Here is a 26,725-nt window from a genome sequence, read left to right as displayed (position 1 = left end):
TCCTGCCTGTGCAATTACTTTTCCCTGTTGTCATGTTAAAATAGTGCTGAGGATGATGATAGCACACGTGAGCGTCCTGTTGTTATACAACAAAAAGACGAACTCCGAAATGTTTGTTGGCAGATTTTACTCACAGGGAGTGGGCAGCCATTGTTTAAAAAAGTTCTGATCGCAAATCGCGGAGAAATCGCTTGTCGCATTATTCGCGCCTGTCATGCGATGAACATTCGTGCGGTCGCTATATACAGCGAGGCGGATGCAAATGCGCTGCATGTGCAATTGGCGGATGAAGCGTTTCTTGTTGGGCCGAGTGCCGTTTCGCAGAGTTATCTGCAAGGGGCAAAAATTGTTGAAATTGCGAAGTCGTGCAATGCAGATGCTGTTCATCCTGGATATGGACTGCTCTCTGAAAACGCAGATTTTGCAGAACTTTGTCAGCGTGCAGGACTTGTGTTTATTGGCCCCAAACCAGCGGCAATTGCTCGTATGGGGAGCAAAGTTCAGGCGAGGCAAGTTGCCATTGCGGCGGGGGTGCCAGTTGTACCTGGGTCACAAGGTGCAGTCCAAGATGAAGAACAAGCCGTTCAGTTGGCTTCTGAGATGGGCTATCCGGTCATGCTAAAAGCTTCTGCTGGCGGCGGCGGAATTGGGATGGTCGTAGCACACAATGAAGCGGATTTACGCTCGTCGTTTGCATCCTCCTCAAAACGCGTGTTGTCCTACTTTGGCGACGGGACTATGTACCTTGAAAAATTCATCGAGCGTCCACGCCACGTTGAGATTCAGGTCCTTGCAGATGAACACGGAAACGCGATCCACTTAGGAGAGCGGGAGTGTAGCATCCAGCGCCGCCACCAAAAAATTGTCGAGGAATCTCCATCGACGGCGGTGACACCAGAACTTCGCGAACAAATGGGACGGGCTGCTTTAGCGCTTGTTCGCGAGTTGCAGTATACAGGTGTAGGGACAGTGGAATTTTTGTTGGACACCTCAGGAAAGTTTTATTTTCTAGAAATGAATACAAGACTTCAGGTGGAGCATCCTGTGACAGAAGAGGTAATGGGCGTCGATCTGGTACAATGGCAATTGCGTGTTGCTATGGGGCAAGCGCTAGATGCGGAAGTGATGGAACGGCGTCAAACAGGACATGCCATTGAATGTCGGATTTGCGCGGAAGATCCAGAGCGTTTCTTCCCTTCACCAGGTACGATTACTGAGTTGCAATTGCCTGAGGGGCCGTCTGTGCGCAATGAAATAGGGGTGCGTCAAGGAGATGCCATCACACCTTATTATGATCCGATGTTTGCAAAATTGATTACTTACGGGAAAGATCGCGAAGAAGCAAGGCAAGCGATGCTTGTAGCTTTGCGTCAGTACCACGTAGCAGGAATTAAGACGAATCTCCCGCTTTTGCAACGTGTATTGGAGAACGAGGCGTTTGCAGCTGGGGATACGCACACTTCATTTTTACATGAGCAGTTCGGGTTATAGCAGAGAATGAGTTCATTCCAAAACGCGAAGAGGGGTTCTGTCAATGAAAACGATTGCTTCTACTATGGCGGGTACCGTATTTAAAGTATTAGTGAGTGCAGGACAAGAGGTTGCTGCAGGAGATGATGTCGTCATTTTAGAGTCGATGAAAATGGAAGTCCCTGTTTCCGCTGATTTTTCAGGAAAAGTTGTAAAAGTGAACATTGGCGAGGGCGACTTTGTGAACGAGGGCGACGTACTCGTGGAGTTGGAGTAAATGATGAACTTGCCAAAAGAGGTAACTATCTGGGAAGTAGGGCCGCGCGACGGGTTGCAAAATGAACCTGCTCGATTGTCAACGGAGCAGAAAATTGCATGGATTAATAGTTTGACGGAAAGTGGATTGACGCATATTGAAGTCAGTAGCTTTGTGAGCCCGCGCTGGATTCCGCAACTGGCTGATGCGGCGGAAGTATTTGCAGGGATTCAGAAGAAAGCAGGAGTCGTATACAGTGCGCTAGTTCCGAATCAGCAAGGGTTAGAACGTGCGCTCAACGTTGGAGTAAAAGCGGTTGCTGTGTTCATGTCGGCGAGTGAAACACATAATAAGAAAAATATTAATAAGACGATTGATGAAACGTTCCCTGTTTTGCGTGATGTGACGCGCACTGCAAAAATGCATCAGGCGTTTGTGCGTGGTTATGTTTCTACTGTATTTGGCTGCCCTTATGAAGGTGAAGTGAGTGCTGAACAAGTCCTGCGTGTCGCTCTTGCATTACTGGATGATGGCGTCGATGAAATCTCTCTAGGCGACACGATCGGGGTTGCAACGCCGCTTCAAACTGAGCGCGTGCTCGACAGATTGCTAAAGGAAATTCCAGCTGAGCGCCTCGCGTTGCACATGCACAATACGCGTGGAACAGCACTTGCCAATCTGCTTGTTGGACTGACTATGGGAATCACAAAGATTGACAGCGCTTTGGGGGGGCTTGGTGGATGTCCGTATGCGCCAGGAGCTTCTGGCAATGTAGCGACTGATGATGTATTGTATATGCTTCAGGGATCAGGAATTCAGACGGGAATTGACGAAGGAAAACTCTTGCAGTCTCTTGAGCTATTACAAAATAGTGTCGGTCACGCCTTGAATAGTCATGCGAGCAAAGTACATCTCGCACAAGGGGGGGATCATTGTGTCACTATGTGAAGTCCGCGTTGACCAACACACAGCGATCGTCACACTCAATCGAGCAGAAGCAATGAACGCTTTATCGACTGAGTTGTTGGAGGAAATGCGAGCACGGTTACAGGAATTGTCGCAAAATCCGGATGTGCGCTGTGTCGTACTTACAGGAGCTGGTGAGCGAGCTTTTTGTGCTGGAGCTGATTTGAAAGAGCGCCGTGGGATGAATGAAGAGCAGGTAGTACAAGCTGTAGGAAGAATTCGTGCCGCAGTCGAAGCGGTTGCTGCTCTTCCGATGCCTACGATTGCAGCGGTACGCGGTGTGGCTCTCGGGGGCGGTATGGAACTTGCACTTGCATGTGATGTGCGCATTGTCGCTGACAACGCTGTACTAGGCCTGACAGAAACAAGGCTCGCGATCATACCTGGTGCAGGGGGAACGCAACGGCTTGCACGTATTGTTGGACTGGGTCGGGCAAACGAACTAATCTTCACAGGTCGTCGATTTGATGGCAACGAAGCTTTTGCGATCGGATTTGCACAATACGTAACAGAAGCTAATGATGTTTTACCTAAGGCGATGCAAATTGCTGCAACAATTGGCGAGGGTGGGCCAATTGCACTGCGTGCTGCCAAACGCGCAATTCGCGAAGGTTCTGATCTTCCTTTGCAGGCAGGACTTAAAGTCGAGTGGTCCGCTTATGAAGAAGTTTTACGGACGTCCGACCGTCTAGAAGGATTGCGGGCATTCGCAGAAAAACGCAAGCCAAATTACACCGGGCAATGAGAATGAGGTGACATCGTGAGTACGACAGAACATAAAACACTTGCGGACTGGAACCGAGCGATCGCTCAGGGAGGTGCGCAAAAGTATCATGAAAAAAATCAAGAAATGGGCAAATTATTTGTTCGCGATCGTTTGCGGTTGCTTTTTGACGGGGATTTAGAAACAGAAGATGGCATGTTCGCAAATGCTTTCGCTGGGGATTTGCCAGCAGATGGCGTGGTGACGGGCATTGGGCAGATTAATGGCCAAACGGTAGCTGTAATGGCCAATGATTCAACGGTGAAAGCGGGTTCTTGGGGATCTCGGACTGTAGAGAAAATTATTCGCATTCAGGAAACGGCTATGAAAATGCAAATTCCCCTTGTATATCTTGTCGATTCTGCAGGTGCGCGGATTACCGATCAAGTAGAAATGTTTCCTGGTCGTCGTGGAGCAGGGAGAATTTTTTACAATCAGGTAAAGATGTCGGGAATGGTTCCGCAAGTTTGTGTGCTGTTTGGACCTTCCGCCGCAGGCGGTGCTTATATTCCTGCATTTTGCGACATTGTCATTATGGTCGAAGGGAATGCCAGCATGTATCTCGGTTCTCCACGCATGGCGGAAATGGTGATCGGTGAGAAGGTGACGCTTGAAGAAATGGGCGGCGCACGCATGCACTGTTCGGTTAGCGGATGTGGGGATGTGCTCGCTTCTGATGAGCAACAAGCGATTTTAGCGGCGCGTACGTATTTGTCTTATTTTCCTGCGAACTATGCAGCTCCAGTGCCACGTGCGGAAGTTCGGCCAGTGGCAGAGACCGGAAAGAAAATATCAGAAATTATTCCAAATAATCAAAATACACCCTTTAACATGTATGATCTCATCAACCAATTGATTGATGAGGGGAGCTTCTTTGAGATCAAACGTTTGTTTGCAGGTGAGATTATCACAGGGTTAGCGCGCATCGACGGTCGTTCAGTGGGGATTGTGGCCAATCAGCCGCGGGTAAAAGGCGGAGTGTTATTTGTCGATTCAGCAGATAAAGCGGCGCGTTTTATGACCCTATGTGATGCGTTCAATATCCCAATTCTATTTCTAGCGGATGTTCCTGGATTTATGATTGGAACGAAAGTTGAGCGAGCGGGGATTATCCGCCATGGAGCAAAAATGATCGCTGCGATGGCTGAAATTACGACACCTAAAATTTCTGTGATCGTGCGCAAGGCGTATGGTGCGGGATTATATGCGATGGCAGGGCCTGCGTTTGATCCAGACGTGTGCATCGCTCTGCCAACTGCTCAAATTGCAGTTATGGGACCTGAAGCAGCGGTAAATGCGGTGTATTCCAATAAAATTGCAGAGCTTGAGGAACCGGAAAAGAGCGCTTTTGTTGCGCAAAAAAGGGAAGAGTATCGCCAAGATATCGATATCTATCGTCTAGCTTCGGAACTCGTAGTAGACGCCATAGTCGATCCTGATCAACTGCGTACAGAACTTGTCATGCGATTGCGTCAGTATGAAGGGAAAGATATTTCTTTCTCAAGGCGTAAACACGCTGTGTATCCGGTATAATGGTTTATTGCTTGAAAAGATAAATTTAGCGAGTGACCCACCAGGTTGTGCACGACCAAGGAGTACAACCTGGTGGGGTAATGACTCTAAGATGATTACATACGGGGTGGTTGTACAGGTTCTTCTATTTCTTGATCGAGTGACCGTTTCATTCGCTCGAATTGCGCTTCAGCAAATAGATCCTCTACTTCTTCTTTTGTTACTTCATACCATTTGCGTGCCCCTTGTGCGAGCGCTCCGATTCCAGACGCGATCGCTTCTCCAGCGGGGCGAATTTGTCTTTTTACGACTGGAGCTAAGAGGACTGCGAGTACACCAAGACCAATTCCCATGGCGATTCCTTCAACTGAAAATGATTTTTTCACAACGACTTCCTCCTGCAACCCCTGCGGTTTCATAAACTGTGGCTGTATTTGATACCGTTCCACGTTTTTGAGTGATTCATACGTCAGAAAGCACTTTTTCGCATGCGCTTTTACTGCTTGGGGATGCTACGTGATAGGGGATGTGAAAAGGGGGGAACGCAATGGCGATGAAAGACTGGGGTCGTTCATTAAAATTTGATCATCCAATCGGCTGGATTGGCGTAGGCGTTGCAGTTTTGCTCACGGTGCCCGCTGTGCGAAAATTGATTCGCCAAGCGACAGTCAATACTGCGGTTGGAGTTATGGCGCTTGGTGATCGCATGAAAGAGTGGACAAAGCCTACTGAGTTACAGTCACCGACCATTCCACACAATGAACCTGTTTTGGAAAATACCATGCCTGCAAATGAGGGGTGGCAGGAGCAGAAAAATCTACAGCGCCCACCCTTTCGGAGAGTGATCGTGGGTGGACTTGCTACAGCGCTAAACGCCGCAGACGATGTAATCGCAGGGACAAAGGAAGTGGCTCGTCGGGTAAAATTGGCTGGCGAAAATCGCGCACAGAGCGTTGAGGTTGGCCAAATTGGGCAAGTGGATGATCACCGTCAAGACCGTCTTTCGGAAAATTTGTTACCGAGATTGCACTCGGTCACAACGTCCAACGCACCTCAAAAAACTCATTTACCTCCTGCATTTGCTGTAAAAAATACGCAGGCGCTTTTACAGTTCGCCAATGATGTGAAGCAGATCGGAGCTGAATTTAAACCGGAGTATGAACACTTCATTGATCTCGCAGAAGACCAACTTCGCCGATCTGATTCACAGCTAGGCACCTATCATTAACATAGCAGGAGCAATACTGAGGCGCAGGGAGTCTTCCTTGCGCCTCACTATTTATGAGTTCTTACGCAATCCGCTCTTAGTGGTGATTTGTGGCGATTGGGCTCAGTTTACTGCTTTCAGCCAAGCCAAGACTTGCAATGGTGTATCCATCTGCTAGCAAGTTGATTTTATTTGGGTGAACACGTCCCAAGGAGAGTGCGGTGAGCGTGAGACTAACGACACTTGTATAGATCAAGTTACGCGTGATGTTGTCTCGCAAACGCGCACTAAGGCGCAGAGTCTCTAGCAAGGCTTGTTGACTTTGGCGCAAGTAAATCAAATGATCTTGTCTTTGATGGACAGCTGGGTAAATGACTTCTTCCGATAGTAATACGATTTTTTCAATCGGACGGTTTGCATGTCGTTCGCGCTCCCTCACGTCAGGAATCGGTTCCGTAAATTCAGAGACCGAAAGGGTGTAAATCGACGAAATGTGATGCATTTTTGCGAACTCTGCCAAAGGGGGAAAGATTTTTGGCGGATTTTTGGCGTCATTTGTAGATAAGATTACAATTTCCCGGGCGTCTAATAATTCATACAAATCCATTCCGGTATGCATGGGAATATAGCGACAGTCTTCATGTGTTAAAATTTCCGCGTGATTCAGACCATAACGCGCGCTTACTACGGCGGGACGCGGGTTGAAAGCTACAAGCAGCGTACTAAATAATAAAGGGTCGCGCGTGATCAAAAGGGAACTGAGCGCGAGTAAAAGCCCCAGTTTGGAAACGATCTCCGCGTATTGTTGTACATTTTTTGGTTCGCGGTTTTCGCTGTCAATGAGTGCGACCACTTCCCCCGCCTTTGCCGCAGCAACCAAGGTGTTATTGCGTTTGCGATAGGAATTATAAGTTAGCAAATACAGCGCGGTAATGACAAGAAAGGACTCGCGGATCACAGCGACAAATAAAGCGGCGGAACTTAATAACAAGTGATCACTAGTGCCGATTTTGTCTGCAAAACGTTTGACGTATCTACGCAATTGGGGATAGCCAGTAAAAACTGCGACGAGTGTCGCTAATTCATAGGCGACCAAATTGTCAGCAAACTTTGGTTTTCCGGAAATAAGTCGTTTCACAAGAAGTCCCACAAGTAATGCGAGTGGAATGATCAAATACATTTGATGCTTGCGAAGTGCATAATGACTCGCCGACAATAAGGAATGAGGTGAACTTTCTAAACGACCTGCGAGCGCGGTTAATTGCCAACTGGTAATTTTTCGATCGTCATAAATGATCAGCATTCGGCCAGAAAGTGAATTGACTTTGATTGAAACGACACCATCGATCATAAGTAGTAACGATTGATAGAGCTTTCTCGTCTGTTCAATTTCTAGTCCACGCACGCGAATCCGCATGCGTCGCAGACAATGTACATCTTGCACGCAAGATCCCCCCTCACCCCGATAGTATGTCCGATTCTGGTAAATCTACAAATCACTGCGGCAAATAGAAATGTGGTAGTTGCTCAATTTTACCTGTTTGTGGTACTGTGAAATTGCCTTCGGTTACCTAAATCAACCGAAATGGGGAGAGTGTATGTTGACGAATGTGATGGAAAATGTTGCGCGCCGTGCTTTGCAAAACCTCATTGAACGCGGTTACGATGGATGTACCTGCGAGCGCTGTCAAAATGATATTTTGGCAATCGCGTTGAATCACTTGCCGCCGCAATATAGCGCAAGTCCGGCAGGGGAGGTATATATCAAAGCAAAAATGTTGGAAGATCAAGCTGCAGTTGACGTGATGCAGGAGCTTGCGCGGGCTATGGAGATTGTGCGAGAGCACAAGCGACATGCTTGATTGATGTTATTAACTTTACTTTATTAAGTGAAACGTCTATAGTTTATGAAGGAATTTAGATTGGTCGAGCAAGGAGGCGTATAGATGCCTGGGCTATTTGATCCGTGGAGCATCGGTTCGTTGTCATTGAAAAATCGCGTGGTTGTATCTCCAATGTGTCAATATCAAGCACAAGAGACTGGAAATGTTACAGATTGGCATCTCGTTCATTATGGGTCGATGGCGCTTGGTGGCGCGGCACTTATGATTATAGAGGCGACGGCTGTACTTGCACAGGGGCGGATTTCTGTTCATGATGTCGGGCTGTATGCGCCAGAACATGAGTCGGGATTGCGTAAAATTGTCGATTTTGCACACTTGCAGGGGACGAAAATCGGAGTTCAACTCGCGCATGCGGGGCGCAAGGCAGACATTCCAGGTCCGATTGTCGCACCGTCTGAGATCGCGTTTAGCAATCGTTATGCAGTTCCACAAGCGCTAGATCGAGAGGGATTAAAAGCAATCCGCGAAGCGTTTGTAAAAGCTGCACAACGTGCGGTGGACGCAGGGTTTGATTTTATTGAATTACATGCTGCACACGGTTACTTACTTCACGAGTTTATTTCTCCGCTCTCCAATCAGCGAACAGATGAGTATGGGGGCAATGAGCAGGGGAGACTGCGCTTCGTGTTAGAAGTTATTGATGCTATGGTGGAGGCGGTAGCACATAAAATCCCTGTTGGGATCCGTGTTTCTGCGACAGAGTATCACCCGCAAGGGTACAATGAAAGGCAAATGACCGACTATTGTAAGGAATTCATCCGGCATGGTATCACCGTTCTTGATGTGAGTTCGGGGGGCAATGTTCCTTTAGTACCAGAAGTGTATCCTGGGTATCAAGTCGGGTTTGCAAACATGATCAAACAAGCTGTGTCGGTCCCGGTGATTGCGGTGGGAATGTTAGATGATCCAAAGTTAGCTGAATATGTTGTGCGCAGCGGACAGGCAGATGCTGTCGCGATTGGTCGCGGTTTTTTGCGTGACAAACATTTTGCGCATACTGCTGCCAAGAGTTTAGGATATGAAGTAGAAGTTCCGAAGTCTTACGAACGCGCATATCGCTAAGCGTTTAAGAAGAACCAATTTTGAGAGAGATGCAAAGGGGTTCGCGAAACCATGGAGATCTGGCAAACGGAGAGGTTAACAGGTAATGCGCTCACGGATGCGTATCTGCAGGGCGATCCACGGATTCGCGATCGATTTGAGTTTGCACCGCAGCAAGCTGATGCAGTAAAACGGCGATGTCATACGATCGATCACCTGTTTGATCACGCGCATCGCAAAGCGCTCGTCGCTGCGCTCACTGACTATGCAAAGGAGCAGAATTTGCTCAATGAAGCGAGTCAGTTGTTGCTAGATAAACTTTCTGATGATCGCTGTATGACGGTGGTTACGGGTCAACAAGCAGGTCTTTTTTCGGGTCCGCTTTATACAGTCTACAAAGCGGTATCTGCAGTTGCGCTAGCGAAGCACTATGAAGAGGTCATGTGTCGGCCAGTGGTACCCGTGTTTTGGATTGCCGCAGAAGATCATGATTTTGATGAAGTTGCCTCTGCTTATTATGTAGACAAAGATGCAAAAATTGCCCGCGTGCGTCTACATGAACGACCTGTGGGGCGAGTTCCCATCGGACTTTATGCGATTTCTGACACGGAACTTGACAAATTGCTGGCGCAACTGGCTGTAGAACTTCCTGAAGGAATGTATAAATCTCAACTATTAGAAGATCTGGATTTTTCCTATCGGGGTGCGACGAACATGGGAGATGCGTTTGCCCGATTGATGGCGCGATTCTTAAAAGATGTGCCAATCCTATTTTTAAATCCAATCTATCCTACATTCAGGCGTTTGGTTAAAGATGCGTTTGCTCGCGTGATCAAAAATCCTTACGGTTATATGCGTGCCGCGCAATCAGGAGCGGAGGCGCTCACAAAACGCGGGTTTGCCCCACAAGTGGAACTTCATCCTGATCATTCTTTGTTGTTTATTGTCGATAAAGGTCGACGCTATGCGCTTGATGTGGATCGTTTCCAACCGGATCGGTTCGTCTTACGCGATACGGAACAATATTTTACAAAAGAAGAGTTGTTGCTGCGCTTACAAGAACAACCTTCTGATTTTTCTTCGGGGGTTTTGTACCGCCCCGTGGTTCAAGATTTTTTACTGCCGGTCTTAGCGTATGTAGGAGGACCAGCGGAAATTGCGTATCATGGAATGCTAAAAGAAGTTTTTGCAGAGGCTGGAAGGCATCTTCCCATTTTGCAGTTGCGTATGCGAGTCACAGCTTTGCCAACTGCTGTGACTCGGGCACTCGAACATTTAGGTGTGACGCTAGAGGATGGGTTAAAGCGCAATTTGCTAAAAGAATCGCTTGTTCGCGATTTGTCGCCGTCACTTGATACTGTGATGCGTGAAATGGAGCAGTGGATGCGAAAAGCCCTGCTCGATCGTGAAGCGTATTTTCTAGGGATTGATGTGACTTTACGCGCCTCCTTGGAACGCGCAAAAGAAATGATGACGCGCAGTTTGAGGCATCTTGAAAATCGTAGTTTGCAAGCTCTTGAACGAAAAAATAAAGAAACAGCGTACTTAGCAACCGTTCTGTCTTCTTGGTTGCGACCTGCACTGTCGGAACAAGAACGAATTCTGTCGCCGCTTTCTTTATTTTCAAAGTACGGAATCTCATGGATAACTGCTTTGCTAGAGCTTGAGTATTCCCCGCTCTTGATGACGTACATCCGTTTCTGATGGGTGCATAAACCATATTATCCAAATAAAAAATCCTGTCTCCCAGCTAAAGGAGGCAGGATTTTTGTTGATCGGAGCGAATTATACCGTATAAGTGGTGGAAAGTGGTTTAAAGTGGGGAATTCTGCAGGAAAAGTGGGTGAATGCTCGTGTTCATGGGCGAATATCAACATGCGCTAGATGACAAAGGGCGCATTACGATTCCTGCAAAATTCCGCGAAGAATTAGGAACCTCTTTTGTGATCACCCGTGGTCTTGACCACTGTTTGTTTGTCTATCCGCGCAAGGACTGGGAGGCATTAGAAGCGAAGTTGCGGGCTATGCCATTATCAAGGGCAGATGCGCGGCAATTTATGCGCTTTTTTTTCAGTGGTGCGGCAGAATCTGAATTGGATAAACAAGGGCGGGTGCTATTGCCGATGAACCTGCGTGATTATGCGCACATTGCTCGTGATTGTGTGGTCATCGGAGTAGGCGCGCGCGTCGAGATTTGGGATCTTGAGACATGGAAATCCTATACCTCAGATGCCGAAGACCAATTTAGTGATCTGGCAAGCGGGCTTGTCGATCTAGATCTCTAAATCTACAGGCTATGCAATTTGAGGAGGATGTATTTTTTGTCCAGTGAGGGTTTTGTTCATCATACTGTGTTGCAAAACGAAGCAGTAGAGGCACTGTGCAGAAGTGCAGACGGAATTTACGTCGATGGGACGCTCGGTGCAGGGGGCCATACGCGGGCTTTGCTTGATGCATGTGCGCCAAACGGTCGCGTGATTGCATTTGATCAGGATCAGCAAGCAATTGAATATGCAAATGAATGGCGTGCTCACTATGGGGATCGCTTGGTCTTGGTACGCGATAACTTTCGACGCATGGATCACTACTTGTTGCAAATGGGGATGCCAAAAGTTCAAGGGATTCTCTGTGATCTTGGCGTTTCATCCCCACAACTCGACGATGCGTGGCGTGGATTTTCTTATCAGCAAGACGCACCGCTTGATATGCGTATGGATCACAGACAATCTTTGACCGCTCGGGAATTGGTGAATACATGCTCAGAACGTGAATTAGCAGATTTATTTTTTGACTATGGCGAAGAGCGGTGGGCGAAACGCATTGCCCAGTTTATCGTTGCGCAGCGGCAAATTCAGGAGATTGTAACGACAGAACAGCTTGTTTCCATCATTAAGGCTGCGATCCCCGCAGCGGCGCGTAAGGAAGGTCCACATCCGGCAAAGCGCGTCTTTCAGGCATTGCGCATCGCAGTGAATGAAGAGATGGCAGCGCTAGAGGAACTGCTAAGTAAAGTGCCGCAACTATTAGCACCTGGTGGGCGCGTCGGATTTATTACGTTTCATTCTCTCGAAGATCGCTTAGTTAAACGTTTTTTCTCTCAATACGCTAAAGACTGTGTGTGTCCCCCGCATTTTCCGCAATGTGTATGCCATCACCAAGCGACATTGCGTATTATCACAAAAAAAGCTGTCGTGCCGACAGAAGCGGAGATTGCGCGCAATCCGCGCGCGCGGTCGGCGAAACTGCGCGTTGCAGAACGCTTGCCAAGTTAGAAGATGATGAGTTGAAAATGGTTCGTCAAGCACCTGTGAAGAGGAGAGAAACGTATGATCGCATCGAATCCCATTCGTAATACTGCCCCTTCTCCCAAAACAGTCGCGCATCAGACGATGAACGACACATTGCGGCAACAAAAATCTATAAAAATGCCCCATCAAGCAGCACATCCACAGACAAGGGATCGCTTAGGTCTCATTGTATCCTTGTTTTTTTGCGCTGGCATCGCAATTTTTTTGGTGGGGCAGTATGCGAATTTGATCGTGACGAATTATCAGATAGCGAGTTTGAAAGTGACGCTTTCACATGAAGTAGCACGTGATGCGGCTTTGCGTTCTACAGTCTATGAACTCGCGTCCCCAACGCGCGTCTTGCACATTGCGGAACACGTGTTACATATGCAACCGGCGACTCCGGTTGAAGTAGGGACGATTAGCCATTGAAATCAAAAAGACTGCGATTTTCTCGTTTAGGTATAGTGCGCATCGGGTTAGTCGGATTTTTGTCGATCGTTCTTGTTCGCATTGGTTATGTACAAGCTTCAGATCATTTTTTAGCTAAGATCGAACGAGATCAGTGGTCTGCAGAAGAGACAATTACCCCAATGCGCGGAACGATTTACGATGCGAGTGGAGATCGTCTCGCGTTTTCTATGCCGGCGTATGATTTGGATTTATATGTACCTGGTCTTCAGCAACTCGGGACGGCAAAGCTGCAGCAACTTGCAACCTCACTCGCCCAAATTGTCGGGGCACCAGAATCTGTTGTTCTTCAAGCGCTCATGCAAAAAAATGTGGTATGGTTACGTCTCTATCCTTATTTTGTGCACGTTTCTCTCGCCACGAAGGAGCGCGTTTTACAGTTATTTAATCAAATGAATATAAGTAATGATATAAATCCCTATAAAACGTATGAACGCGTTTATCCAGATGGATCTTTTGCAGCGCAAGTCGTGGGGTTTATTGATCAAACAGGATCAGGAGCAGGGGGAATTGAAAGAGAGTATAATTCCTATTTATCTGGGACTCCTGGAACGGTGCAGTTTATGCAAGATGATTTAGGACAACCGCTCCCTTTTGATCAAGTACTGACAAAACCTGTTCAAAATGGAGACAGTGTGTATTTGACGATTGATCCTGCGATTCAGCACTATGCGCAAGAGGCCCTTGCGACGATTGAAAAACGTTTTACGCCAGCTCATGCAGCCATCATCGTAGCAGATCCAAACACAGGTGCGATTCTCGCGATGGCGACGTTGCCTACCTTTGATCCGAATCGATATTTTGCGTATCCCGCAAGTACACTTGATACCAATTGGGCGATATCAGATCCGTTTGAACCAGGATCTACTTTTAAAATTGTGACCTTGACTGGGGCGCTTGCCACAGGTGCAATTCAGCTAGATCAAACTTATATGTCAGGAGTCGATGTAGTTAACGGGGTGCCAATTCGCGACTGGAATCTATGGGGTTGGGGTCGCATTACCTACCGAATGGCGATGATCTACTCAAGCAACACGGGATTTATTCACATTGGTCAAGCGGAAGGAGTGCAAACTCTCTACCATTATATTCATCTCTTTGGGATGGATCGGCCGACGGGAATCGATCTGCCGGGTGAAGGAAACTCAATTTTATTTGATCCGAACCATTTGAATCCCGTGGACTTTGCAACCATGACGTTTGGGCAAGGGCTTGCCGTTACCCCAATTCAGCAAGTTGCAGAAGTCGGGGCTGTCGCAAATGGTGGCTACTTAATGACACCTTATGTTGTGCAAAAAATCATCGCACCAGATGGACGTGTGATTTTTGCACGCAAGCCACATATTGTACGCCAAGTTGCGCCTGCCGCGATTATGAATGAAATCACAAATGTTATGATTCAAGATGTGAATCAAGATCCTGAATTGATGGCATATATTCCTGGTTATAACGTCGCAGGTAAGACAGGGACTGCGCAGATTCCGAGTCCAAACGGCGGATATATTCCGCATAAATATAATTTATCATTTATTGGATTTGTACCTGCACATCATCCGGTGCTTGAAATTTATGTAACAGTCAATGAGCCTCTTCATGCGATTCAGTTTGGCAATGATGTTGCGTCGCCAGCGGCGAAATTTGTGTTAGAAAAAGCTTTGCATTATTTGAATATCCCACCTCATGGTGAACCGACTGCAAAACCGCAAAGTCAATCGCCGACGACACAGTATGTGACAGTACCTTCTGTCCTTGGTGATGAAAGTGCGGTTGCACAACATGTACTGCAGCAAGCGAATCTAAAGGCCTCTGCACGAGGAGTGGTTTCTGTGATCACTGCACAGTGGCCAGCTGCTGGAACGATTGTCCCTGCGCAATCGCGTGTTTTGATCCTTGCTGGGAGTGCCCCAAATGAGACTGGCATGGTTGTCGTTCCAGATCTACAAGGGTTGTCAATGGCAGATGCAGTAAATGCTTGCTCGATTGTGGGATTGCAACTGCAGCCCAAAGGAAATGGCTTTGCTGTATGGCAAAGTGTAGTACCTGGGCGAAAAGTGCAATTAGGTTCTCCTCTTGTCGTTCAGTTTGCACCCATACAGTAATCTTTCGCATGACGCGTCTACTTTTTTGTGCAGTCGCATAAAGTTTCAGGGACAAGACTTGCAAAGTAGTGAGGAGAGTCCCTATGCGAATCACGCAAACAAAAGTGCGCAGGCGCATTTTTCTCGTGTTATTGGCGTTTGTCTGCGGAGCCTCTTTGCTCATCGGACGGCTCGTGCATGTGCAAGTGCTAGCTGTTCAGTTTTACAATGAAAAAGCGGTTCACTTAATTCGGCGCAACATTCCGTTGCCAGCCGTTCGTGGGGAGATCCTCGATTCAGCGGGACAATCCCTTGTGTATACGGCGAGTGCGGCGAGTATCATTGCGGTTCCTAGGCAAATCAAGGACAAGCAGCGAACAGCCTATTTATTATGGAAAATCATTGGCGGCACTGAGCAAGGCATCTTGAAATTACTAAGCCAGCCAAAGTTGATGGTCTATATTCGACCGCGCGGCAGACGACTTGATGAAGCAAAAGTAAAGGCCATTCGGGCTCTTCGTTTGCCAGGGATTTATTTGACAGAAGAAGGTAAGCGAGAGTATCCATACGGTGATTTGGCCGCTCAAGTTCTCGGAGTTACAGGGGGGGAGGGGCAAGGATTAAGCGGGATTGAACTCGAGTTTAATCAGGTGTTAGCCGGGCAAAAAGGGGCGTTACAATTTGTGTCAAACGCTCGCGGCGAAGAGATTCCGCAGACAAATGACGATTATATTCCGCCTGTTCCAGGACTTGATGTGGAGCTTACACTTAATCGACAAATTCAGCAGTTTGCGCAGCGTGAGATTCAGAATATCGTTGCAAAATACGCGCCAGATCACGTGACGATCATCGTTGCGAATCCAAATTCCGGGCAAATTCTTGCGATGGCAAATTATCCAACGTTTAATCCTGCCAATTGGCGTAGTGTGCCTCAGCAAGTGTATAATCGCAACCTTGCGATTTGGCAGACGTTTGAACCGGGATCGACATTTAAAATTGTAACACTTGCAGCAGCGTTGCAAGAGAAAAAGGTAAATTTAAAAGAGCGGTTCTACGATCCGGGGTATTATGAGGTTGCAGGGCACAAGATTAAGTGCTGGAAAGCAGGGGGACACGGATCTCAATCCTATTTGAATGTTGTGGAAAATTCATGTAACCCAGGGTTTATTCAACTAGGTGAACGCTTAGGGAAAACACAGCTCTTTTCATTTATACGCGCTTTTGGTTTTGGTAAGAAAACAGGCATTACGCTTCCTGGGGAAGGGAAAGGCATTCTGTTTAATCCGAGTCGCGTAGGGCCTTTGGAACTGGCGACGACCGCGTTTGGTCAAGGGGTTTCTGTAACTCCAATTCAGCAAGTGATGGCGATGTCTGCGATTGCAAATGGCGGCATTCTCATGAAACCAGAGATCGTCAAAGCATTTATTAATCCAACAACAGGACAAGTGGTTAAAACCTTTCAGCCAGTTGCCGTCCATCGCGTCATATCCCCAGAGGTTGCAGCACAAGTACGAGATGCGCTAGAAAGTGTGGTAGCTCAAGGAACAGGTGGTGCAGCGTTTCGGGAAGGGTGGAGAATTGGCGGGAAAACGGGGACTGCGCAAGTGGTAGAAAATGGTCATTACTCAGGTGCGCATTATATTGTATCGTTTATTGGAATGGCGCCTGTGAACCATCCACAATTGGTTGCATATGTTGCGATCGATTATCCACGTCCAAAGGGTACACCTGTTTTTGGTGGAGTGATTGCGGCTCCAGTAATTGGAAATCTTTTGGCGGATAGTTTGCAATATCTTAACGTACCGCCCTCTCTACAAGGGATTCCGAAAAAATATCGTTATGGCATTGATCCAGTTTTGACGACCGTGCCGGGTCTAGCAGGGCGATCCTATAAAGATGCGGTGCGTACGATGCTGGAAAGTGGTACGATCTTGCGTGTGGCTGTAGTTGGAGAAGGGCCCTACGTGATTGCGCAGGCGCCAAAAGAAGGGACGAAATTGCCTCAAGGGAGCACAGTACGCTTGTATCTTGGCCCTGCTCCGAGTGGTGCGGGTTGACAGGATACAAGAGGTTTTCTAGATTAAGACTGTCGTTCTTTTGCTGAGCTCGTTTTGGGGGGATCATGATGCAACTTCGCCAAGTGGTAGAAAAGATCTTAATAAAGGAAGTGCGCGGCTCACTTGACATTGATGTGGTAGATATCTGTGATGACTCGCGAAAAGCCACTGCGGGCTGTTTGTTTGTGGCGTATCGAGGGGGCCATGTTGACGGCCATCAATTTGTGCAGCAAGCGGTTGTAGCAGGGGCTGTCGCTGTACTTGTTGAAGAGCCTGTTGATGTTATGTGCACCCAAATCATCGTGCCTTCAACCAGGCGAGTGGCGCCGATTTTTGCGCATGCGATCTTAGGTAATCCGGCGCAAGATGTCGTTGTGATTGGCGTCACTGGAACGAACGGGAAAACGACAACGACGACACTCATTGAGCAGATCTTGCAACGCGCAGGAGCAGACACAGGGCTGATTGGAACGATCGAACAGCGCACGAGCAAGGGAGAACTGCGCGAGTCGACCATGACGACGCCCGAGGTAGTAGAACTCGTGCGGACACTTCGCGAGATGCGCGATTTGGGGGTACAGTATATCGCGATGGAAGTGTCATCGCATGCTTTAGAACTTTTACGCGTAGCTGGGATTGCATATCGCGTTGCAGTTTTTACAAACTTAACGCAAGACCATTTGGATTTTCACGAGACGATGGAAGCCTATGGTCAGGCGAAGGGGAAATTTTTTGGGCGCTTAGGAAACACGTTTACTCCCTTAGCGGATCAAGGGTTGCCTGTCGCCGTGCTAAATGCGGACGATCCTTGGAGTCAGGTCTACGCAACGAACACCGTCCAACAAGTTGTGACGTATGGAATTGAACAGACAGCAGATGTGCGCGCAACAAATGTAGATATTCAAGCAAATGGCGTAAGTTTTTTCCTTGAGACCTTTAAAGGACATGCACGTGTAAGTATGCAGATGACTGGGCGCTTTAGTGTGTACAATGCGCTTGCCGCGACGGCGAGTGCACTGGCTCTCGGCATTGAGCTTCCTATAATCGTGGAGACACTTCAGCAAATCAAGGGAGTTCCCGGTCGTTTTGAACGCGTTGAGGCGGGGCAGCCGTATACCATTTTGGTTGATTACTCGCATACGCCAGACAGTCTCGAGAATGCCTTGACAACCATTCGCGAATTTTGCCAAGGGCGTGTTTTTACCGTGGTAGGTTGTGGTGGTGATCGAGATCGCAAAAAACGCCCACTCATGGCGAAAATCGCTGCAAAATACAGCGATGTAACCGTCCTTACTTCCGACAATCCGCGCACGGAAGATCCAGAGTGCATTATTGATGAGATGGAGGCGGGCATAAAAGACATGCAAGGGATCTCTTATGTCCGATATACTTCGCGTACAGAAGGCATTCGATATGCATTGACTCACGCGAAAAAGAATGATGTCGTCCTCATCGCAGGGAAAGGACATGAAACCTATCAAATCATTGGAACGACGAAATACGATTTTGACGATCGGCTTGTTGCTGCCAAGATCGCACAGGAGCTCCTATGATTCGTGCGACGTTTCGTGAAATAGCTACAGTGTTACATGTTGCATCTCCGCCACCGCCATATGATGGTTCTTTTACCGGGGTGAGTACTGACTCGCGCAGTATATTGCCTGGGCAACTCTATGTGCCATTGCGCGGAGAACAGTTTGATGGGCACGCGTTTGTGCGCGATGCATTGCATCGCGGGGCAAGTGGTTTTTTGTGGCAGGAAAATATCTCTCTTCCAGAAGATTTATCGCGGGTTTTGCATCTAGTGGTTCCGGACACTTTGCATGCACTGCAAATGTTGGCTGCGTGGTATCGTCAATCGCTTTCTGTTTTCGTCATTGGGATTACAGGGAGTAATGGTAAAACTTCTACGAAAGATTTAGTGGCTGAGGCTCTTTCTGTGCAGTATGTCACCTATAAAACAGAAGGCAATTTCAATAACCACATTGGGCTCCCTCTGTCTATTTTACGGCTTGCACCTGAAACGCAAATCGCAATTTTGGAAATGGGGATGAGCGCGCGAGGGGAGATCGCGCGACTGTGTGAAATTGCACGACCTGACCTTGGCATCATCACGAACATCGGAGAGGCACATATTGGATTACTCGGTTCAAGAGAAAATATTGCACGCGCCAAGTGGGAATTGATCGAATCCCTGGGGCCGCGTGCGCTTGCGATTCTTCCAGACGATGAGCCGTTGCTTGATGCCCTCCCCGTTCCTAATGACGTATGCGTATGGCGTGTAGGAGAAACAAAAGACGCTGTCTTGCGCCTTAAGGAGTATCAGCTTGTGGGGACGGAAGGACATTTTACGGTGTGTCCAGACCAAGTGCCCGTCAGACTTCCCATACCAGGCAAACATCAAGCGCGAAATGCCCTTTGCGCGTTTGCAGCTGCAAAATATCTAGGCGTAGATCTCAAGCTTGCGGCACATGCCATGGAACGAGCAACACTGACGAAGATGCGGATGGAAATCACGGATCTCAGTGATCGTTTCACAGTGATTAATGACGCCTACAATGCAGCGCCTACCTCAACTTTAGCAGCGCTCGCAGTACTGCGTGACATGCCTGGAGATTACCGAATTGCAGTCCTTGGCGACATGATGGAGCTTGGTCAAGAAAGTGAGCGACTGCATGAACAAGTGGGTGCGCAAGCTGCACACCTTGGCGTGGATGTGCTCCTTGCAGTCGGAGAGTTTTCTGCTGCCATGACACGCGGTGCAAATGGTGTGACAGGCAGTCAAACGAGTGTTCTGGCAGCGAGTGATGTTGAACAGGCGTGGGAACTCTTGCAATCCCTGCTCACAGCGGCAAAAACTGCGGGCAAAATTGTCTTGTTGTTAAAAGCTTCACGCAAAATGAAATTTGAAGAAATGGCCAAACGCCTTGAACAAGAAACTTCTTAAACGGACTTTTGAAGTAGATTCAAGTATGTAAGGAGAGACACACTGTGGACGCGCAGTCATTATCCTGGATCCTGGTCGTATCTTTTGCGATCGTCGTGTTGTTAGGTCCGATCGCAATTCCGTTATTGCAAAGGTTAAAATTTGGCCAGGCCATTCGGGCGGAGGGCCCCGCTCGCCACCAACAAAAATCAGGGACTCCCACGATGGGAGGGATGATGATTCTTCTTAGCGTCGTATTTACGGCGCTGCGTTTTTCGAGTTCTCCAACGACAGATCTCCTGATTTTTGCTATGGTTGGGTTTGGAATCATTGGGTTGTTGGATGATGGGATCAAAGTTTTGCGACATCGCAATTTAGGATTGACTGCGCGACAAAAACTCGTGTTGCAAGTACTTGTTGTGGTATTATTTTACTTATTCCTTTATTTTCGTGGATGGCATTTTGAACTCTATATTCCGGGGTTTAATACTGCGCTGCAATTAGGTCCATTTTATCTCATATTTCTCGCCTTTTTTATGATTGGAACAGCGAATGCGGTGAATATCACAGACGGTTTAGATGGTTTAGCGGCGGGTACTACGGCAATTGCCTTTGCTGCTTTTGCTGCGATGGCGTGGTGGGAGAGTCAGTGGAATATCTCCGTGTTTGCGATGGCGACTGTAGGTGCATTACTTGGATTTCTCGTATATAATCGGCATCCAGCCAAGGTGTTTATGGGGGATACGGGTTCACTTGCACTTGGTGGAGGTCTTGCCGCAGTGGCTGTGCTGACGCGCTCGGAGATTTGGCTCGCGCTCATTGGTGGCATTTTTGTTATTGAGGCGCTCTCTGTAATCATTCAGGTGATTTCGTTTCAGTCATTTGGTCGACGTGTCTTTAAGATGAGCCCCTTACATCATCATTTTGAATTGATCGGATGGTCAGAGTGGAGGGTCGTGACGACCTTTTGGCTGGTTGGACTTGCGCTGTCCATTGCGGCGCTTTACTTCTATGTGCGTTAACAACTGAGGTGAATCGACATGAATTTTGCTAACCAGTCTGTACTCGTGATAGGGCTTGCCAAAAGCGGTGTAGCAGTGGCTAAATTATTGCATCAGCTACATGCGCACGTTGTTGTTAATGATCAAAGTCCGCGGGAAAAAGTTGCTCGGGAGGCTGAGGAACTTGAAGCACTCGGCGTACAAGTCATCACGGGAGGGCATCCACTTGAACTTGTCGATCACTGCGATATTCTAGTAAAAAATCCTGGGATACGCTATGATCAACCGCAGATTTTACGCGCTCTTGCTCGGGGTATTCCTGTACTTACTGAGGTCGAAGTAGCCGCACAGGTGATTAGAGCGCCGATCATTGGAATCACTGGTTCTAATGGGAAGACGACAACAACTACGCTCGTCGGTGAAATGTTGCGCACATCACAGCTTCCAGTCACGGTGGCAGGGAATATTGGGACTCCTCTGTCTGCGGTGGCCTCTGCTGTTTTTGCAAAACAGCAACATGTGGTGGTGGAATTATCGAGCTTTCAATTGCAAGGGACGGTTACTTTTCATCCGCATATCGCTGCATGGCTTAATTTATATCCGGCGCATCTTGATTATCATGGGAATCTAGACAACTATCGTGAGGCAAAGCGCAAAATCTTTGCGAATCAAGGTCTGGACGATCTTTCCATTTTAAATCGCGATCAGGAAGTGTTTTCTGAGATTGCAAAGACACTGCAGTCCAAGGTGTGGTGGGTGAGTCTCGAACAAAAAGTAGAGTTTGGGGCCTACATTGAAAATGACTGGCTCATGCTTTCTGCTCCTTTGCAGGGGCAATCGATTCCAACTGTTATAGCGATCCTCCCAATTGATCAAATCGTCTTGCGAGGTCGCCATAATTTGCAAAATGCACTTTTTGCAAGTGCAATCGCATTCGCTGCAGGTGCATCTCCAGATGCGATTCGCACGACACTTACTTCTTTTGCGGGAGTAGCGCATCGGATGGAGTTTGTCAGGGAAGTAGATGGAATCAAATTTATCAATGACTCCAAGGCGACAAATCCACAGGCTGCTTTACAGGCGATTGGGTCTTTCACGGAGCCGATTGTAGGTATTTTAGGGGGGCTTGACCGCGGGGATGATTTGTCACCGCTTGCTGCTGCTGTCAGAGAGCACATGAAAGCTGTTGTTACGATTGGTCAATCAGGAGAACGCATGGCGGAGCTTGCACGGTCTGTTGGGGTTCCTGTTGTAAAACGTGTACAAACTCTGGAAGAAGCGGTACAACTCGCAAAAAACCTCGCTGTTGCGGGGGATGTGGTGTTGTTATCGCCAGCGGCAGCGAGTTGGGATATGTTTGCGTCATTTGAAGAGCGCGGGCGCATCTTCAAAGAGGCGGTGCATATGCTTTAGCATGGACGAGTATCCGCCTAGGAGGTAAGTTCGTGCAAAACACTAAGTCGCCAGATTTCGTGATTCCGTTGGTTACCGTTATTCTCTTGATCATTGGGGTGGTGATGGTCCATAGCGCGAGTACGGTTCTTTCTGAAGAACATTTTCACGACGCTTTTTATTACTTCAAAAGGCAATTGATGTGGGCGTCCTTGGGTCTGATTTCTATGTATGTCATGAGTCGTGTCGACTATCGCCTGTTCGCGCGCTATGCACCGCATCTGATGTTGATGTGTTTGTTGTTTCTCGGGCTTGTGCTCATACCGCATGTTGGACAGGTGCGTGGGGGGTCGCGCGCTTGGCTTGGGATTGGAACATTTGGCATCCAACCTTCTGAATTTGCGAAATTTGGGCTCTTGATTTTTCTCAGTTGGTTTTTGAGTCGAGAGCCTGATCGCATGCGTTCTTTTCGCAAAGGGATGGTGCCACCGCTAGGTGTAATGGCACTTGTGATCGGCCTAATTATGCTTGAACCAGATCTTGGACAAAGCGCTGTGATTGCAGGTGCGACCATGATTGTAATTTTTGTGGCAGGAGCACAAGTAAAACATCTTGTTGCGATGGCTGCAGTAGGTTTGCTCGCTTTTGCGGCACTGATTGCTGCGGCTCCCTATCGGCTTGCACGTGTACTCTCGTTTCTTGACCCTTGGAAATATCCAGACACCATTGGCTATCACATCATCATGTCATTAATCGCTCTGGGTCAAGGTGCTTTAATTGGGGTAGGGCTTGGTCATAGTACACAAAAGCATCTTTATTTACCGGAGCCGCAAACTGACTTTATTTTTGCGATTCTTTCTGAAGAACTTGGGCTAATTGGCGGTGCTGTCGTCGTTTTGCTTTTCACTGTGCTTATTTGGCGCGGCCTGCGCGCGGCCATGCGAGCGCCAGACCGCTTTGGCAGTTATCTTGCGACAGGATTGACAGGCGTTATCGCAGTTCAAGTTTTTATTAATATCGGTGTTGTCACGGGTCTCATGCCTGTGACAGGGATTACCTTGCCTTTTTTAAGTTATGGAGGATCTTCTTTAACGCTGATGTTAACGGCTGTGGGAATTTTAATGAATATTTCTCGCTATGCGCACTACTAAAAGGGAGAGGTTGTCTACCAAGCGTTTTGTGAGGCGGTGTCACCACGACGCCGCCTTGACATATGATGTGATACGCGAGCGGACAGCAATGGTAAGCAGTCTCACAAGGTGACATTGCGCAGAGGAAAGTGAAGTTAAAGGAGAGCGCAAGTTTGATGGATCGGGTGTTGCTTGAAACGATTTTCACGGGCCTTGCCCCCACGATTTTGTATGACGAACCGTTAGCTAAGCATACCACCTGGCGCATCGGCGGACCTGCGGACGTACTTCTGATCCCAAGGACAATCGATGAAGTTCGAGCGGTAGTTCTTGCTGCAAAAGCGCATGATCTCCCACTTTTTGTCCTGGGACGCGGGAGTAATTTGCTTGTTAAAGATGGTGGAATGCGCGGCGCTGTGCTGAAATTGGGTGATGAGTTCGCTGCAATCGCGGTTTCCGACCGCACATTGTCTGCTCTTGCTGGGCGATCCATTGTGTCAGCGGCGCATATCGCAATTCGGCATGGACTTTCTGGTTTAGAATTCGCAACCGGCATTCCAGGAACTGTTGGAGGAGCGGTCACGATGAACGCTGGAGCGCACGGTGGCGAGATAAAAGACGTGCTTAAACAGGCGACTGTGATCACTTCTGACGGCACGATCACCGAACTTTCTGCGGATGATCTCGGCTTTCGTTATCGTCACAGTATTGTGCCGGAACAACGTTTGACCGTGGTACAAGCGGAATTTGCTTTGCAACCTGGCGATACCAAACAGTTGCAAGAAAAAGTGCGTGCTTGGAGTAAACGCCGACAATTGACACAACCGCTGTCTCTTCCAAGTTGTGGGAGTGTATTTCGTAATCCTCCTGGCCATTATGCAGCGCGATTGATTGAAGAAGCGGGATTAAAAGGACTACGTCACGGCAATGCCATGATCTCCGAGGTGCATGCAAATTTTATTGTCAACGTCGGTCAAGCGAGTGCGGCGGATGTACTCTGGCTGATTCGCCACGCGCAAGAAACAGTGCAACAGCGATTCGGGATGACTTTGGAACCGGAGGTGCGAATCGTCGGAGAGGACGAGACGCGGAGGTGACAAGCGTGGAACGTTTGGTCATTGAAGGCGGTAAACGCCTCACTGGCTCAATTCGAGTGCACGGTTCAAAAAATGCTGCGTTGCCGATCTTGGCGGCGGTCGTTATGGCCAAGGGAGAAACGGAAATTCACGATGTGCCAAATTTAGACGACATCAGCGTGATGCTGGATATTTTGCGGTCGCTTGGCGCGCGTGTGACGCGAGTTGGATCGACTGTCACAGTCGACCCGAGTTCAATCCATACGACCGATGTGCCTGAGTATCTTATGCGCCTCATGCGGTCTTCGATTTTCTTAATGGGGCCGCTATTGGCACGATTTGGAACCGTACGAATTTCCAAACCGGGGGGTTGCTCGATTGGCACTCGCCCAATTGATTTACACTTAAAGGGATTGGAGCGTTTAGGTGCCAAGATCATTGATAAACACGGATTTATTGAATGTAATGCGACAAGATTGCAGGGTGCGACAATATTTCTTGATCTACCAAGTGTTGGAGCAACAGAGAATTTGATGATGGCGGCGGCTCTTGCACATGGAGAAACGGTAATTGGGAATGCTGCTCGAGAACCAGAAATTCGCGATCTTGCAGCTTTTTTAACGCAGTTGGGGGCGAAAATTGAGGGGGCTGGCGACGATACGATCGTGATAGAAGGAGTGTCTGAACTGCAGGGTACTAGCTATCGCGTTTCGCCGGATCGAATTGTGGCAGGTACTTTAATGATTGCAGCAGCAATTACCGAGGGCCATGTGCAATTGCGTAATGTGCGGCCGTTTGATTTAGCTGCTGTAACAATGAAATTGCGTGAAGCAGGAGTGCAGGTCACGCCCTTACATGATATACTAGAAATCAAACGGAGTGGACCGCTTGCTGCAGTTGAACGCGTTCAAACCTCCCCTTATCCCGGGTTTCCTACCGATTTGCAAGCTCCTTTTATGTCGTTGATGACGATAGCAGAAGGAGTCAGTGTAATCTCTGAAACGATTTTTGAAGATCGCTTCCAACATGTCAGTGAATTACAGCGAATGGGTGCTTCGATAAAAGTTGATTTTCGTACAGCGTTTGTGCGTGGCGTCAAGGAATTGACTGGCGCTGTCGTAGAGGCCACAGACTTGCGAGCTGGTGCTGCTTTAGCGCTTGCTGGGTTAGCGGCGGAAGGTACGACTGTACTCGAACGCATTCACCATATTGATCGCGGTTATGAAGGATTCGAGGTTCAGTTGCGCGAGCTTGGCGCAAAGATTCGACGTGTGCGGGAAACTGGCAAAGATTCAATCGCGTTAGCGGATGGGTAATCTTGATCTCTGGAGGAAAAGGGGCACAGGACCGATTGCGGCTTGTGCCTTTCCTAATTGCAAGCGGCAGGGACATGTGCGAAAGGAGTATCACCGTAGCGTGTCAGATGGAAATCGTCGATCGCATGTGCGGAAAACCGCCTATACTCTACTTATTATGGTCTTTTTTCTTGCTGTTTTATTCGCTATTTATATGGAGTCTCCGCTGGCAAAAGTAAAGGCAATCACGATTGTTGGTGATGCGAATTTAGATTCTAGTGTGTTGATTCGCGATTCTGGGATCGCCGTTGGAGAAAATCTATTTCAATTGCCCATTTTAAGTGCAGAAGAACGGTTGCTAGCAGATTTCCCGATGCTGGCAGACGTGAGTATTCGTCGCGATTTTTTTCAGCAAAAAGTCATGATTGATGTTCGCGAGCGCGAAATTGCTGGACTGCTTGAAGCCAATGGCAGCTTTTATACGATTTTAGCGGATGGGACGATTCTACAGAAAGATCCGACGGGCATTGGGATTGAGGGGCCGATTCTCTCTACGACAGCTCCCCTTGCGATTAGTCTTGGCAGTAAAGTAACAGATCCCGGGTTACTCGCGTTATGCAAGGAGTTGCCGGAAATTCCGCAGAGTGAACGCGCAGAATTATCCGAACTACACGTGCAAACAGTGGATGGACGAGAGCAAATCCAAGCGTTCTCACGAGATGGTTTTGAATTATTATTGCCGATGACCCAGTTACAGCGGTATTTAGGACTCTATCGTGTCATTCACAATAAGTTGATCGCGATGGGGGTTGCGCCTGGCATCATTGACTTTATTTCAAGTGGGCAAGGCGTTTATGAACCATATCCGAAGGCGGGTGGCAAGCACTCGTGAA

The 26,725-nt window shown here is 48.1% G+C and carries 24 protein-coding genes; 22 read left to right on the top strand and 2 right to left on the bottom strand.

Going from position 1 to position 26,725, the window contains the following annotated elements:
• The first annotated feature begins 150 nt into the window (after window positions 1-150).
• The 5 genes from BM613_RS07010 to BM613_RS06990 are packed head-to-tail and all read left to right on the top strand — an operon-like array spanning window position 151 to window position 4,988.
• Entirely contained in the window at window positions 151-1,491 is a 1,341-nt protein-coding gene (locus BM613_RS07010) for an acetyl-CoA carboxylase biotin carboxylase subunit (protein WP_109430466.1), read from the top strand.
• 43 nt (window positions 1,492-1,534) lie between these two features.
• Window positions 1,535-1,747, top strand: coding sequence for an acetyl-CoA carboxylase biotin carboxyl carrier protein subunit (locus BM613_RS07005; RefSeq protein WP_109430465.1), 213 nt, complete (start codon window positions 1,535-1,537; stop codon window positions 1,745-1,747).
• Window positions 1,748-2,674, top strand: a complete 927-nt coding sequence (locus BM613_RS07000; protein ID WP_109430464.1) for a hydroxymethylglutaryl-CoA lyase — start codon at window positions 1,748-1,750, stop codon at window positions 2,672-2,674.
• Window positions 2,658-3,437, top strand: a complete 780-nt coding sequence (locus BM613_RS06995; protein ID WP_425450692.1) for an enoyl-CoA hydratase-related protein — start codon at window positions 2,658-2,660, stop codon at window positions 3,435-3,437. Before BM613_RS07000 ends, BM613_RS06995 begins: the two co-directional genes overlap by 17 nt.
• Before the next feature lie 15 nt (window positions 3,438-3,452).
• On the top strand, window positions 3,453-4,988 hold the full coding sequence (locus BM613_RS06990; RefSeq protein WP_245926294.1) for an acyl-CoA carboxylase subunit beta: 1,536 nt from the start codon (window positions 3,453-3,455) through the stop codon (window positions 4,986-4,988).
• A gap of 95 nt (window positions 4,989-5,083) precedes the next feature.
• Here the strand turns inward: BM613_RS06990 and BM613_RS06985 are convergent, their stop codons facing one another.
• Complete coding sequence (locus BM613_RS06985; protein ID WP_181362942.1) at window positions 5,084-5,416, bottom strand: hypothetical protein; 333 nt, start codon at window positions 5,414-5,416, stop codon at window positions 5,084-5,086.
• 98 nt (window positions 5,417-5,514) lie between these two features.
• Here BM613_RS06985 and BM613_RS06980 point away from each other — a divergent pair, with 98 nt between their 5' ends.
• Entirely contained in the window at window positions 5,515-6,195 is a 681-nt protein-coding gene (locus tag BM613_RS06980; RefSeq protein ID WP_109430461.1) for a hypothetical protein, read from the top strand.
• A 76-nt stretch (window positions 6,196-6,271) separates the two neighbouring features.
• Here BM613_RS06980 and BM613_RS06975 read toward each other — a convergent pair whose 3' ends face one another.
• The gene (locus BM613_RS06975) at window positions 6,272-7,618 is read right to left on the bottom strand and encodes a hypothetical protein (protein WP_109430460.1); all 1,347 of its coding nucleotides are present in this window, start codon (window positions 7,616-7,618) and stop codon (window positions 6,272-6,274) included.
• Window positions 7,619-7,772: 154 nt separating this feature from the next.
• On the opposite strand from BM613_RS06975, the gene BM613_RS06970 reads away from it, so the two are divergent.
• From BM613_RS06970 to BM613_RS06895, 16 genes are all read left to right on the top strand, one after another.
• Complete coding sequence (locus BM613_RS06970) at window positions 7,773-8,036, top strand: late competence development ComFB family protein (protein ID WP_109430459.1); 264 nt, start codon at window positions 7,773-7,775, stop codon at window positions 8,034-8,036.
• A gap of 84 nt (window positions 8,037-8,120) precedes the next feature.
• Complete coding sequence (locus BM613_RS06965; RefSeq protein WP_109430458.1) at window positions 8,121-9,140, top strand: NADH:flavin oxidoreductase/NADH oxidase; 1,020 nt, start codon at window positions 8,121-8,123, stop codon at window positions 9,138-9,140.
• A 51-nt stretch (window positions 9,141-9,191) separates the two neighbouring features.
• Window positions 9,192-10,823, top strand: a complete 1,632-nt coding sequence (gene bshC, locus BM613_RS06960; protein ID WP_109430457.1) for a bacillithiol biosynthesis cysteine-adding enzyme BshC — start codon at window positions 9,192-9,194, stop codon at window positions 10,821-10,823.
• Between the two features lie 149 nt (window positions 10,824-10,972).
• On the top strand, window positions 10,973-11,404 hold the full coding sequence (gene mraZ, locus BM613_RS06955) for a division/cell wall cluster transcriptional repressor MraZ (protein WP_109430529.1): 432 nt from the start codon (window positions 10,973-10,975) through the stop codon (window positions 11,402-11,404).
• Between the two features lie 36 nt (window positions 11,405-11,440).
• Window positions 11,441-12,391, top strand: coding sequence for a 16S rRNA (cytosine(1402)-N(4))-methyltransferase RsmH (gene rsmH / locus BM613_RS06950; protein ID WP_245926293.1), 951 nt, complete (start codon window positions 11,441-11,443; stop codon window positions 12,389-12,391).
• A gap of 54 nt (window positions 12,392-12,445) precedes the next feature.
• A complete protein-coding gene (locus BM613_RS06945) occupies window positions 12,446-12,838 on the top strand; it encodes a hypothetical protein (protein WP_109430455.1) in 393 nt (130 codons plus the stop codon).
• Window positions 12,835-14,976, top strand: coding sequence for a PASTA domain-containing penicillin-binding protein (locus BM613_RS06940; protein ID WP_109430454.1), 2,142 nt, complete (start codon window positions 12,835-12,837; stop codon window positions 14,974-14,976). Before BM613_RS06945 ends, BM613_RS06940 begins: the two co-directional genes overlap by 4 nt.
• An 83-nt stretch (window positions 14,977-15,059) precedes the next feature.
• Window positions 15,060-17,012 carry a penicillin-binding transpeptidase domain-containing protein gene (locus tag BM613_RS06935; RefSeq protein WP_109430453.1) on the top strand — a complete coding sequence of 651 codons (1,953 nt, stop codon included), beginning with the start codon at window positions 15,060-15,062 and terminating at the stop codon, window positions 17,010-17,012.
• A 68-nt stretch (window positions 17,013-17,080) separates the two neighbouring features.
• On the top strand, window positions 17,081-18,565 hold the full coding sequence (locus tag BM613_RS06930) for a UDP-N-acetylmuramoyl-L-alanyl-D-glutamate--2,6-diaminopimelate ligase (protein WP_109430452.1): 1,485 nt from the start codon (window positions 17,081-17,083) through the stop codon (window positions 18,563-18,565).
• Entirely contained in the window at window positions 18,562-19,959 is a 1,398-nt protein-coding gene (locus tag BM613_RS06925; protein ID WP_109430451.1) for a UDP-N-acetylmuramoyl-tripeptide--D-alanyl-D-alanine ligase, read from the top strand. Before BM613_RS06930 ends, BM613_RS06925 begins: the two co-directional genes overlap by 4 nt.
• Before the next feature lie 44 nt (window positions 19,960-20,003).
• Window positions 20,004-20,960, top strand: coding sequence for a phospho-N-acetylmuramoyl-pentapeptide-transferase (mraY, locus tag BM613_RS06920; protein WP_109430450.1), 957 nt, complete (start codon window positions 20,004-20,006; stop codon window positions 20,958-20,960).
• Between the two features lie 18 nt (window positions 20,961-20,978).
• Window positions 20,979-22,352 (top strand): UDP-N-acetylmuramoyl-L-alanine--D-glutamate ligase, encoded by a 1,374-nt coding sequence (murD, locus tag BM613_RS06915; RefSeq protein WP_109430449.1) that lies wholly within the window; start codon window positions 20,979-20,981, stop codon window positions 22,350-22,352.
• Between the two features lie 32 nt (window positions 22,353-22,384).
• Window positions 22,385-23,482: a stage V sporulation protein E gene (spoVE, locus tag BM613_RS06910; protein ID WP_109430448.1), complete on the top strand. Its 1,098-nt coding sequence runs from the start codon at window positions 22,385-22,387 to the stop codon at window positions 23,480-23,482.
• Between the two features lie 155 nt (window positions 23,483-23,637).
• Window positions 23,638-24,558, top strand: coding sequence for a UDP-N-acetylmuramate dehydrogenase (gene murB, locus BM613_RS06905; RefSeq protein ID WP_109430447.1), 921 nt, complete (start codon window positions 23,638-23,640; stop codon window positions 24,556-24,558).
• Window positions 24,559-24,563: 5 nt separating this feature from the next.
• Window positions 24,564-25,853 carry a UDP-N-acetylglucosamine 1-carboxyvinyltransferase gene (murA, locus tag BM613_RS06900; RefSeq protein WP_109430446.1) on the top strand — a complete coding sequence of 430 codons (1,290 nt, stop codon included), beginning with the start codon at window positions 24,564-24,566 and terminating at the stop codon, window positions 25,851-25,853.
• 100 nt (window positions 25,854-25,953) lie between these two features.
• The gene (locus BM613_RS06895; RefSeq protein ID WP_181362941.1) at window positions 25,954-26,724 is read left to right on the top strand and encodes a cell division protein FtsQ/DivIB; all 771 of its coding nucleotides are present in this window, start codon (window positions 25,954-25,956) and stop codon (window positions 26,722-26,724) included.
• Window position 26,725: the final 1 nt, after the last annotated feature.

The organism is Sulfoacidibacillus thermotolerans, from assembly GCF_003144315.1.
Lineage (GTDB): Bacteria > Bacillota > Bacilli > Alicyclobacillales > SLC66 > Sulfoacidibacillus > Sulfoacidibacillus thermotolerans.
Note: the sequence above shows the minus strand (reverse complement) of the source record. Positions and strands in the feature narration are given on the sequence as shown.

Coding starts and splice junctions, on each gene's coding strand:
- BM613_RS07005 (WP_109430465.1), top strand. CDS start 1,535: ATGAAAACGATTGCTTCTACTATGGCGGGTACCGTATTTAAAGTATTA.
- BM613_RS07000 (WP_109430464.1), top strand. CDS start 1,748: ATGATGAACTTGCCAAAAGAGGTAACTATCTGGGAAGTAGGGCCGCGC.
- BM613_RS06980 (WP_109430461.1), top strand. CDS start 5,515: ATGGCGATGAAAGACTGGGGTCGTTCATTAAAATTTGATCATCCAATC.
- BM613_RS06970 (WP_109430459.1), top strand. CDS start 7,773: ATGTTGACGAATGTGATGGAAAATGTTGCGCGCCGTGCTTTGCAAAAC.
- BM613_RS06965 (WP_109430458.1), top strand. CDS start 8,121: ATGCCTGGGCTATTTGATCCGTGGAGCATCGGTTCGTTGTCATTGAAA.
- bshC (WP_109430457.1), top strand. CDS start 9,192: ATGGAGATCTGGCAAACGGAGAGGTTAACAGGTAATGCGCTCACGGAT.
- BM613_RS06945 (WP_109430455.1), top strand. CDS start 12,446: ATGATCGCATCGAATCCCATTCGTAATACTGCCCCTTCTCCCAAAACA.
- BM613_RS06935 (WP_109430453.1), top strand. CDS start 15,060: ATGCGAATCACGCAAACAAAAGTGCGCAGGCGCATTTTTCTCGTGTTA.
- BM613_RS06930 (WP_109430452.1), top strand. CDS start 17,081: ATGCAACTTCGCCAAGTGGTAGAAAAGATCTTAATAAAGGAAGTGCGC.
- BM613_RS06925 (WP_109430451.1), top strand. CDS start 18,562: ATGATTCGTGCGACGTTTCGTGAAATAGCTACAGTGTTACATGTTGCA.
- murD (WP_109430449.1), top strand. CDS start 20,979: ATGAATTTTGCTAACCAGTCTGTACTCGTGATAGGGCTTGCCAAAAGC.
- murB (WP_109430447.1), top strand. CDS start 23,638: ATGGATCGGGTGTTGCTTGAAACGATTTTCACGGGCCTTGCCCCCACG.